General features: G+C 36.6%; 10 protein-coding genes and 1 pseudogene. 8 read left to right on the plus strand and 3 right to left on the minus strand.

Going from position 1 to position 11166, the window contains the following annotated elements:
* The first annotated feature begins 129 nt into the window (after positions 1-129).
* From PAN07_RS02525 to xerS, 8 genes are all read left to right on the plus strand, one after another.
* Positions 130-801: a GTP pyrophosphokinase family protein gene (locus PAN07_RS02525; RefSeq protein ID WP_269796918.1), complete on the plus strand. Its 672-nt coding sequence runs from the start codon at positions 130-132 to the stop codon at positions 799-801.
* Positions 785-1606 carry an NAD kinase gene (locus tag PAN07_RS02530; RefSeq protein WP_269796919.1) on the plus strand — a complete coding sequence of 274 codons (822 nt, stop codon included), beginning with the start codon at positions 785-787 and terminating at the stop codon, positions 1604-1606. The genes PAN07_RS02525 and PAN07_RS02530 overlap by 17 nt, the downstream gene beginning before the upstream one ends.
* On the plus strand, positions 1603-2493 hold the full coding sequence (locus tag PAN07_RS02535) for an RluA family pseudouridine synthase (RefSeq protein WP_269796920.1): 891 nt from the start codon (positions 1603-1605) through the stop codon (positions 2491-2493). The genes PAN07_RS02530 and PAN07_RS02535 overlap by 4 nt, the downstream gene beginning before the upstream one ends.
* Positions 2494-2511: 18 nt before the next feature.
* Positions 2512-3486 carry a phosphate acetyltransferase gene (pta, locus tag PAN07_RS02540; RefSeq protein WP_075567570.1) on the plus strand — a complete coding sequence of 325 codons (975 nt, stop codon included), beginning with the start codon at positions 2512-2514 and terminating at the stop codon, positions 3484-3486.
* A gap of 144 nt (positions 3487-3630) precedes the next feature.
* Entirely contained in the window at positions 3631-4482 is an 852-nt protein-coding gene (gene ylqF / locus PAN07_RS02545) for a ribosome biogenesis GTPase YlqF (RefSeq protein WP_269796921.1), read from the plus strand.
* A complete protein-coding gene (locus tag PAN07_RS02550) occupies positions 4469-5242 on the plus strand; it encodes a ribonuclease HII (RefSeq protein ID WP_269796922.1) in 774 nt (257 codons plus the stop codon). The genes ylqF and PAN07_RS02550 overlap by 14 nt, the downstream gene beginning before the upstream one ends.
* A 22-nt stretch (positions 5243-5264) precedes the next feature.
* Positions 5265-6815 (plus strand): chloride channel protein, encoded by a 1551-nt coding sequence (locus PAN07_RS02555; RefSeq protein ID WP_269796923.1) that lies wholly within the window; start codon positions 5265-5267, stop codon positions 6813-6815.
* Positions 6816-7162: 347 nt separating this feature from the next.
* The gene (xerS, locus tag PAN07_RS02560) at positions 7163-8233 is read left to right on the plus strand and encodes a tyrosine recombinase XerS (protein ID WP_269796924.1); all 1071 of its coding nucleotides are present in this window, start codon (positions 7163-7165) and stop codon (positions 8231-8233) included.
* A 74-nt stretch (positions 8234-8307) separates the two neighbouring features.
* Here xerS and PAN07_RS02565 read toward each other — a convergent pair whose 3' ends face one another.
* The 3 genes and pseudogenes from PAN07_RS02565 to PAN07_RS02575 all read right to left on the minus strand — a co-directional run.
* Positions 8308-9651 carry an MATE family efflux transporter gene (locus PAN07_RS02565; RefSeq protein ID WP_269796925.1) on the minus strand — a complete coding sequence of 448 codons (1344 nt, stop codon included), beginning with the start codon at positions 9649-9651 and terminating at the stop codon, positions 8308-8310.
* 64 nt (positions 9652-9715) lie between these two features.
* Complete coding sequence (locus PAN07_RS02570; protein ID WP_269796926.1) at positions 9716-10987, minus strand: dihydroorotase; 1272 nt, start codon at positions 10985-10987, stop codon at positions 9716-9718.
* Between the two features lie 12 nt (positions 10988-10999).
* Positions 11000-11166, minus strand: a pseudogene (locus PAN07_RS02575) (DNA mismatch repair protein MutT); the annotation flags it as partial.

Genomic DNA, 11166 nt, shown 5'->3' on the forward strand with positions numbered 1-11166 from the left:
AGAACCTTTTATTTTGTTTGAAAGCGATTTATGGTATAATAATAACTGTATTTATTGTATATGATTTTTGCATGAAAATCAAAGAGTAAATGAATATTGTAGCTAAAGAGAGGTGAATCTATAACATATATGATTACTGAATGGGAAGAATTTTTAGATCCTTACATTCAAGCTGTTGGCGAGTTAAAAATTAAACTACGAGGGATTCGAAAACAGTACCGTAAGCAAAATAGACATTCACCAATTGAGTTTGTAACGGGACGTGTTAAACCTATCGAAAGTATCAAAGAAAAAATGATTCGTCGTGGAATTAGCTATGATACCTTAGAACAAGATTTACAAGATATCGCTGGCTTACGAGTTATGGTTCAGTTTGTAGATGACGTTCAGGAAGTTGTCTCAATTCTGCATAAAAGACAGGACATGAGAATTATCCAAGAACGTGACTACATCAAACATCGTAAACCTTCAGGATACCGTTCTTATCATCTAATCATCGAGTACACAGTTGATACGATTAATGGTTCAAAGACAATTTTGGCTGAAATTCAAATCCGTACCTTGGCCATGAATTTTTGGGCTACAATTGAACACTCTCTCAACTATAAGTATCAAGGAGATTTTCCAGAGGAAATAAAAGAACGCTTGGAAATAACAGCTAGAATTTCTCACCAGCTAGATGAGGAAATGAGCAAGATTCGAGATGACATTCAAGAAGCACAAGCACTCTTTGATCCTTTGCATCGGAAATTAAATGACGGGGTAGGAAATAGTGACGATACAGATGAAGAATACAGGTAAAAGGGTTGATCTGATCGCCAACCGTAAACCTCAAAGTAGAAAAGTGTTGTACGAACTCAAGGATCGTTTGAAGAAGCATAATTTTATACTTAACGATAAAAATCCTGATATTGTTATCTCCATTGGAGGAGATGGAATGCTTCTATCTGCTTTTCACAAGTATGAAGATCAGTTAGATAAGGTTCGTTTTGTTGGGGTTCATACGGGACATCTTGGTTTCTATACTGATTATAGAGACTTTGAATTAGATCAGCTAGTTACTAATTTACAGTTGGATACAGGAGCTAAGGTTTCGTATCCATTATTAAATGTCAAAATTTATCTAGAAAATGGTGAAGTTAAAATCTTCCGTGCTCTAAACGAAGCTAGTATTCGTAGAGCAGATCGAACTATGGTTGCTGATGTCGTGATAAATCACGTCCCCTTCGAACGCTTTCGAGGTGATGGATTGACTGTATCAACTCCAACAGGAAGTACAGCCTATAATAAATCACTCGGAGGAGCAGTCTTACATCCGACGATTGAAGCGCTTCAATTAGCTGAAATAGCTAGCCTTAATAATCGGATCTATCGTACCTTAGGTTCATCAATCATCGTGCCTAAAAAGGATAAAATTGAAGTTATTCCAATTCGAAATGACTTTCATACGATTTCTATTGACAACAGTATTTACTCTTTCCGTAATATCGAAAGAATTGAATACCAGATTGATCACCACAAGATTCACTTCGTGGCTACTCCAAGTCACACGAGTTTCTGGAACCGTGTAAAGGATGCCTTTATCGGCGAGGTTGATGAGCAATGAGATTTGAGTTTATTGCTGATGAGCACGTTAAGGTAAAAACCTTTCTCAGAAAACATGAAGTTTCCAAAGGCTTGTTGGCTAAAATTAAATTTCGAGGTGGAGATATTCGAGTTAATGGCCAATCACAAAATGCAACCTATTTATTAGATATTGGGGATCAAGTAGTCATTGACATTCCTCCAGAGGAAGGGTTTGAAACACTGGAAGCCATAGATTATCCCTTGGATATTTTGTTTGAGGATGACCACTTTCTAATTCTAAATAAACCATTTGGTGTGGCTTCTATTCCTAGTGTTAATCACTCCAATACCATTGCTAATTTTATTAAAGGTTACTATGTAAAACAAAATTACGAGAATCAGCAAGTTCACATTGTAACTAGGCTAGATAGAGATACATCTGGTTTGATGCTATTTGCTAAACATGGATATGCTCATGCAAGGCTAGATAAACAACTTCAGAAAAAAAGTATCGAAAAACGGTACTTTGCTCTTGTAAAAGGAGCAGGTGTTTTAGAGCCAGAAGGAAATATCATAGCTCCCATTGCGAGAGACGAAGATTCTATCATCACAAGGAGGGTAGCAAAGGGTGGTAAATATGCTCATACAGAATACAAGATTATAGCATCCTATGGAGATATCCATTTAGTCGATATTCGATTGCATACTGGGAGAACACACCAAATTCGTGTTCATTTTTCACATATTGGTTTTCCCTTACTTGGGGATGACCTCTATGGTGGAAGTCTAGAGCATGGCATACAGCGTCAAGCTCTACATTGCCATTTCTTATCTTTTTATCATCCATTTCTTGAAGAACAGTTGGAACTATCATCCCCACTGCCAGATGATTTTAAGAATTTAATAACTAAGTTATCAATTAATTAATATTAAAGGAGAAAACTCATGGAAGTTTTTGAAAGTCTAAAAACCAACCTAGTTGGTAAAAATGTACGCATTGTTCTCCCTGAAGGGAAAGAACCCCGTATCCTCCAAGCTACAAAACGTTTGGTTAAAGAAACAGATGTTATCCCAGTTTTGCTTGGTAAACCTGAAAAAATCAAAATCTACCTTGAAATCGAAGGAATTCATGAGGGTTATGAAGTCATCGACCCAGATCATTACGCTAAATTTGACGATATGGTTGCTTCTCTTGTAGAACGTCGTAACGGTAAGATAACAGAAGAAGAAGCTGCTAGACTCTTACGTGAAGATGTAAACTACTTTGGTGTAATGCTAGTATATATGGGCTTGGTAGACGGTATGGTTTCAGGTGCTCTTCACTCAACTGCTGCAACAGTTCGTCCAGCACTTCAAATCATTAAAACTCGTCCAAATGTAACTCGTACTTCAGGTGCTTTCTTGATGACTCGTGGTTCAGAACGTTACCTTTTCGGAGACTGTGCAATCAACATTAATCCTGATGCAGATGCCCTAGCTGAAATTGCTATTAACTCAGCAATCACAGCTAAAATGTTTGGTATCGAGCCAAAAATTGCAATGTTGAGTTACTCAAGTAAAGGTTCTGGTTTCGGTGAAAACGTTGATAAAGTGGTAGCAGCTACTAAACGTGCACACGAATTGCGTCCTGACCTTGAAATTGATGGAGAATTGCAATTTGACGCTGCCTTCCACCCTGAAACAGCAGCTTTGAAAGCTCCAGGAAGTAAAGTGGCTGGACAAGCAACTGTCTTCATCTTCCCAAGTATCGAAGCAGGAAATATCGGTTACAAGATTGCAGAACGTCTAGGTGGTTTCTCAGCTGTAGGACCTGTTTTACAAGGTTTGAATAAGCCAGTTAATGACCTTTCACGTGGATGTAGCTCAGATGACGTGTATAACCTTACACTCATCACTGCTGCACAAGCGATTCACCAATAAAATTTCCAAAGCCCCACTTTTTGAGAGGGGCTTTTTGAGTCTTTTAACTAACAAAGCCTCTGCAAATCTAGCTAAATTATGGTAAAATAGACAGTGATCATCAATGATTTATTAATTAAGTTTGTATGAAGAAAAGGAAATAGAATGGCTATTATTCAATGGTTTCCTGGTCACATGTCCAAAGCAAGAAGACAGGTCCAGGAGAATTTAAAATTTGTTGATTTTGTGACTATTTTGGTAGATGCACGTTTACCCTTGTCAAGTCAAAATCCAATGCTAACTAAAATTGTAGGAGATAAGCCAAGACTCTTAATTTTAAACAAGGCAGATCTTGCAGATCCAATTTTAACGAAAGAGTGGCGTCAACACTTTGAAGCACAAGGAATCCAAACACTAGCCATTAATTCAAAAGAGCAAGTTACAGTTAAAGTGGTTACAGACGCAGCCAAAAAGCTTATGGCAGATAAAATTGCTCGTCAAAAAGAGCGTGGTATCCAAATTGAAACCTTGCGTACCATGATTATCGGTATTCCAAATGCTGGTAAATCAACACTGATGAACCGTTTAGCTGGTAAGAAAATCGCTGTTGTTGGTAATAAACCAGGTGTTACTAAGGGTCAACAATGGCTTAAAACCAATAAAGATCTTGAAATCTTGGATACTCCTGGTATTCTTTGGCCAAAATTTGAAGATGAAACTGTTGCACTCAAGCTTGCATTGACTGGAGCTATCAAAGACCAATTGCTTCCAATGGATGAAGTAACTATTTTTGGTATCAATTATTTTAAAAATCATTATCCGGAAAGACTGCAAGAACGCTTTAAACAAATGAATCTGGAAGATGAAGCTCCAGAGATCATTATGGATATGACACGTAACCTTGGTTTCCGTGATGATTACGATCGCTTCTATAATCTTTTTGTTAAAGAAGTTCGTGACGGAAAACTAGGTAACTACACCTTAGATACATTGGATGATCTCAATGGCAACGATTAAAGAAATAAAAGAAGAATTAGCAATTATAAAAGACTTAGATAATCCAGTCTTTAAAGAATTAGAAAAAGATTCTCGTTCAGGTGTCCAAAAGGAAATTCAAAAACGAAAACAAGCTATCCAAGCTGAAATTGACGAAAATAGTCGTTTGGAATCTATGTTATCTTATGAGAAAGAACTTTATGCTCAAGGGATTAAACTGATTGCTGGTGTAGATGAGGTTGGACGTGGTCCTCTAGCTGGTCCAGTAGTAGCTGCTGCAGTAATTTTACCTCAAAATTGCAAGATTAAAGGCTTGAATGACAGTAAAAAAATTCCAAAGAAAAAACACGAGGAAATTTTTCAGGCTGTCAAAGAGAAAGCCTTAGCAATAGGTATTGGTATTATGGATAACCAAGTGATTGACAAAGTTAATATCTATGAAGCGACTAAACTAGCCATGAAAGAAGCTGTATCTCAATTGCAGATTAAGCCAGAACACTTATTAATTGATGCCATGGAGTTGGACTTACCTATTTCACAGACATCTATTATAAAGGGAGATGCTAATTCTTTATCTATAGCTGCAGCATCCATTATTGCTAAGGTAACTAGAGATAATTTGATGAACCATTATGACCAGGAATTCCCAGGTTATGATTTTGGTCAAAATGCGGGTTACGGAACAACTAAACACTTGGAAGGTATCGCTAAACTAGGTATTACACCAATTCACAGAACTAGCTTTGAACCGATTAAGTCATTAGTAACAAAAGGTAAATAAAGTTTATACAGAGGAAGGTTTTATGGAGGAATCATCACGTAAACTGAGGTCAAAAAATGAATTTGAGTTTGCTTCGAGCTCTATCTTGTCACAGGTTGCTCGAGGAATATTAGTTGGTCTTATAGTCGGAGTTATTGTAGGGTCATTCCGATTCTTTATCGAAGAAACTTTCCATTTTGTCCAATACCTCTATAAAGACCAGTCCAACTGGTTAAAGAGCTTATCAATCATAGGTATTCTATACATCTTTATTATTTGGTTAAGTGCAAAATTAACAAGGTCTGAAAAAGATATCAAGGGCTCAGGAATTCCTCAAGTTGAAGCTGAGTTAAAAGGTCTGATGTCTCTTAATTGGTGGAGTGTTCTATGGAAAAAATATATCCTAGGAACTCTAGCAATAGCAAGCGGACTCATGTTGGGTCGTGAAGGACCAAGTATACAACTAGGAGCTGTTGGTGGAAAAGGGATTGCCAAATGGTTAAAAGCTAGCCCTGTTGAAGAGCGTTCCCTGATAGCGAGTGGTGCCGCAGCTGGACTTGCAGCAGCTTTTAACGCACCTATAGCTGGTCTCCTTTTTGTTGTAGAAGAAGTTTATCATCATTTTTCAAGATTTTTCTGGGTTTCTACCCTGGCAGCTAGTCTTGTAGCAAACTTTGTTTCACTATTAATGTTTGGTCTAACACCTGTTTTAGATATGCCTGACCATATTCCTCAGATGAGTCTGGATCAATATTGGATTTATCTAGTGATGGGTATTATTCTAGGTGTGTCAGGTTATCTATACGAGAAGGCTGTCCTAAATGTTTCTCTAGTCTATGATTGGATTGGAAAAAATCTTCATCTTGACCGAGCTTATTACCCTTTACTTGCTTTTATCCTTATCATTCCAATTGGATTATATCTCCCTCAAATCTTAGGAGGAGGGAACCAATTAATTCTTTCATTAACTGAGAAAAGCTTTACCTTCCAGGCTTTGTTAGCATACTTTATTATTCGATTTATTTGGAGTATGATTAGTTACGGAAGTGGACTTCCAGGAGGAATTTTTCTACCAATTTTAGCGCTTGGATCACTTTTAGGTGCACTAATTGGTACAATTTGTCTTCATTTTGGTTTGATTAGTCAAGAACAATTTCCAATCTTCATCATACTCGGTATGAGCGGATACTTTGGCGCTATTTCTAAAGCTCCTTTAACAGCAATGATTCTGGTAACAGAAATGGTTGGTGATATTCGTAATCTTATGCCCCTAGGTCTTGTAACATTGGTGGCATACATTATCATGGATTTACTAAAAGGGGCTCCAGTATATGAAGCCATGTTAGAAAAAATGCTTCCTGAAGAAGTAGATGATCATGGAGAAGTCACCCTAATAGAAATCCCAGTATCTGAGAAAATAGCTGGTAAACAAGTGCATGAGCTTAACTTACCTGCAAATGTCCTCATTACAACACAAATACATAATGGAAAAAGTCAAACCGTTAATGGCGCAACAAGAATGTATCTAGGTGACATGATTCATTTGGTAATTCCAAAAAATGAAATTGGAAATGTTAGAGATTTATTGTTGTAGAATTAGTAGTTTACATAACTTATGTTATGTCTCCGTATATATAGTTGGTCAAAAATTAGTAATTAAAATGATAGACCAAATCAAATGAATCAAAACTCGATTCCTAAATAATGGTATCGAGTTTTGATATTGTAATCGATTAAACTGTAGAAGCTTTAGAAATTTTTAAGTCAATAAATTAATAATCAATTATTCACTTAGCGGATCTAGACGGTTTTTAGAATTGTATAGCTTATTTGAACATTCCTAAATCTCCCCTATAATATCTTTCCGAAAAACTATAATTTTCTTGAAAAATATATATAGCTATGCTATACTACTAGTAGACTTATTTATGGAGAATATAGATGAAACGTGAGATTTTACTGGAACGCATCGACAAACTTAAACAACTGATGCCTTGGTACGTGTTGGAATATTATCAATCTAAACTGGCTGTTCCTTATAGTTTTACAACATTATATGAATACTTAAAGGAATACGACCGATTTTTTACCTGGATTTTGGAATCTGGTATCTCGGATGCTAATTCTATGGCTGATATTCCTTTATCTGTTTTAGAGCATCTAACAAAAAAAGATCTAGAATCTTTTATCCTATATTTACGGGAAAGACCCTTACTGAATGCAAATACAACTAAACAAGGTGTATCCCAAACAACAATTAATCGTACCTTATCAGCTTTATCAAGTCTATATAAATATCTTACAGAGGAAGTTGAAAACGACCAGGGAGAACCCTATTTCTATCGTAATGTTATGAAAAAGGTTGCAACCAAGAAAAAGAAAGAAACCTTAGCAGCTAGAGCTGAGAATATTAAGCAAAAACTATTTCTTGGAGATGAAACTGAAGGTTTTTTAAATTATATAGACCTGGAATATCCTAAAAGTCTCTCAAATCGGGCCTTATCTTCTTTTAATAAGAACAAAGAGCGTGATTTAGCTATTATTGCACTACTTTTGGCTTCAGGAGTTCGTTTATCTGAAGCAGTCAATCTTGATTTAAGAGATTTGAACCTTAAGATGATGGTTATTGAAGTCACAAGAAAAGGCGGTAAACGAGACTCTGTTAATATTGCTGCATTTGCAAAACCATATCTTGAACAATATCTTGCCATTCGAGATAAAAGGTACAAGACAGAAAAAAAAGATACCGCTTTATTCCTAACCCTTTATCGTGGTGTTCCTAATCGAATTGATGCTTCTAGCGTAGAAAAAATGGTTGCCAAGTATTCTGAAGATTTCAAAGTCCGTGTAACACCCCATAAACTTCGCCATACCCTGGCAACTCGTCTATATGATGCAACAAAATCACAAGTTTTGGTCAGTCATCAACTTGGACATGCAAGCACACAAGTCACAGACTTATATACCCATATTGTTAACGACGAACAAAAAAATGCTTTAGATAGTTTGTGAGTTTTACATAATTTAAATTACGAAAAAACCCTAAACTTAGTTTAGGGTTTTTTGATATATTAGACAGATTTCTTTTATTGAGAAATTATCTTTAAAATGTATTTCAGGCGCCATTGATATAGGATACCACTAATAATTAAGCTAACAATTAAGCTAATCCAATAAGCATAAGCTCCTAATGAAGTATAGAAATCTAAAGCTAAACCAAGGGGTATTGCTACTCCCCAGTAACCTAGAATACCAAGATAGAACGGTATAACTGTATCCTTGTAACCACGCAAAATACCTTGAAGTGGAGCTGCAAATGTATCTGCTAGTTGGAAGAATAAACTATAGGTTAAAAAATTTGCCGTTAGAGCAATAAAATCTGGATCTTGGCCATAAAGTCCTGCTACTGCTTCTCTATATAAATAAAGAAAGGAAAGAGTTAAGAAAGCAAAAACGAATGCTAGTAAACGACCTATGCGAATATATTGTTTAGCATCATTATATCGTTTTGCACCAACTTCATATGAGACTACGATTGCCATAGCTGTAGAAATACTCATAGGAAATGCGTACATTAAGCTAGAAAAGTTCATAGCTGATTGGTGGCTAGCAATAATGATTGATGAAAATTTTGACATTATTAAGCCAACAGCTGAAAAAACAGCAACCTCTGCAAAAACAGTACCACCTATTGGTAATCCTAAGACGATACCTTCCTTTATCTTTTCTAAATTTAAAGGAGAAATTTTATTTAGTTTAAACTCCTTGAGCCTCTCTTGTTTTTGTATAACGTAAAGAGAAATGAATAGGACGCACCAGTAAGCCAGTGAAGTTCCTAGTCCTGCCCCAGCTCCACCTAACTCAGGAAATCCTAATTTGCCATAAATCAACAAATAATTAAATCCACTGTTTAGAGGAAGCAATAAAAGCATCAAGTACATGGAAAGATTTGTCAATCCTAAGGAATCTAAAAGCGAACGTACTACACTAAATAATAAAAGTGGGATAATGCCAATGGCTAACAAACGTAGATAACGAATCGCTACATTTTCAACAGCAGACTCTAAGCTCATATGATGAAGAACGACTGGAGCTGCTAGAAATACTAAAGCAAAAAGTATGAGAGATAATCCAAGGGATAGATACATAAATTGATAGTAATCCGATGCAACTTCATTCTTTTTCCCTTGACCAAGGTGCTGTCCGATAATTGGCACCAAAGCAGAAACAATCCCAGTTAAAAATGTAAAAAAGGGATTCCAAAGACTTGTTGCCATAGAGACTCCAGCTAAGTTAAGCGTATCATAATGCCCAGTCATGGTTGTATCTATAAAGGACGCAGAATAATTAGCAAATTGATAAATCAAGATGGGAAAAAAGATTTTTAAAAATAAGATAATTTTTTCTTGATTATTTTGTGTTGAATACATACCTGCTCTTTCTAGTTAACCATACAATAACGATATTAAATAGTTAGAATTCTGTTATAAAGTTTTAATCTGCTTGGTAAACGATTTGCCCCTTACAGATAGTATATTTGACTTGACCTTTTAACTCTTCACCGATAAATGGTGAGTTAGATGCTTTTGAAGCAAAATGTGATCCTACGATACGGTCTGCTTTAGCATCAAAAATGGTAATATCGGCTGGCCCATTTTCAGCTAAGTAACCTGCTTCAAAATTATACAATTTAGCTGGATTAACAGTCATTTTTTCTAACAACTGCATCAAGCTTAATTCCCCAGTTTCTACTAGGTAAGTTAAACCAAGTGACATGGAAGTTTCAAGTCCTGTCATACCTGAAGGTGCTTTGGTGATATCCTCGACATTCTTCTCATCGACATGGTGAGGCGCGTGGTCAGTCGCAATTACTGAAATGACACCTGACTTGAGTCCCTCGATAACTGCCAAGCGGTCTGATTCCAAGCGTAAAGGTGGGTTCATTTTTGCGTTACTTCCTTGAGTCAAGAGAAGAGCTTCAGTTTTAGAGAAATGTTGCGGTGCTACTTCTGCTGTTACTTGAGCACCTAGACTCTGAGCAAACTCGACAACTTTGACACTCTCTTCTTTAGATAAATGTTGAATGTGGACATGAGCCTTAGTTGCATAAGCTATCATAACATCACGTGCAATCATAGCATACTCAGCCACTCCTGTTGCTCCACAGATATGGAAGTGTTCTTTAGCAACATTTTCATTGAAACCGAGAATTCCATTCAAGCCTGGATCTTCCTCATGAAGGCATACAAAGGATCCAAGCTTTTTAGCAGTTTCAAATGCTTCTTTGACTACTTTACTGCTTTCAAGAGGAATACCATCATCTGAAAAACCAACGGCTCCAGCTTCTAAAAGCGCCTTAAAGTCAGTCAAGTCTTGGCCATTAAAGTTCTTGGTAATAGTTGCCACAGTTTTAACATTGATTTTTTCCTTAGCCGCTGACTGGAGAACTTCTTGCAAAGTCTCTACGTCAGAAATCGTTGGATTAGTATTAGCCATCATGACAACTGTCGTAAAACCACCAGCTGCTGCTGCTAGTGCACCTGTATGGATATCTTCCTTGTGAGTTTGACCAGGTTCACGGAAATGAACATGGATATCCACCAAACCGGGTGCAACTACAAGACCAGTTGCGTCAATGACCTCTGCACCTTCTTCACTAATTTGTGGTGCAATTTTAAGAATTTTACCGTCTTCAACCAAGACATCACAAACCTGATCCAAACCAGACTTGGGATCCATGACACGACCATTTTTGATTATTAGCATCTTCTTACTCCTTTATTCGTAGAAATCCACTTGGGTATCCAATAACTTATCCCCATCATAAACGAACTTTGCTGAAAAGAATGGTTTATCTTCTAAAAGCCACTCTACAAAGGTGTGGTCCCCTTCCCAAGTCGGCTTGTTTAGAACCTCATCATAGGGAACCCATTCTAAAGTCCCTT

The sequence above is a fragment of the Streptococcus sp. SM5 genome, from assembly GCF_027497975.1.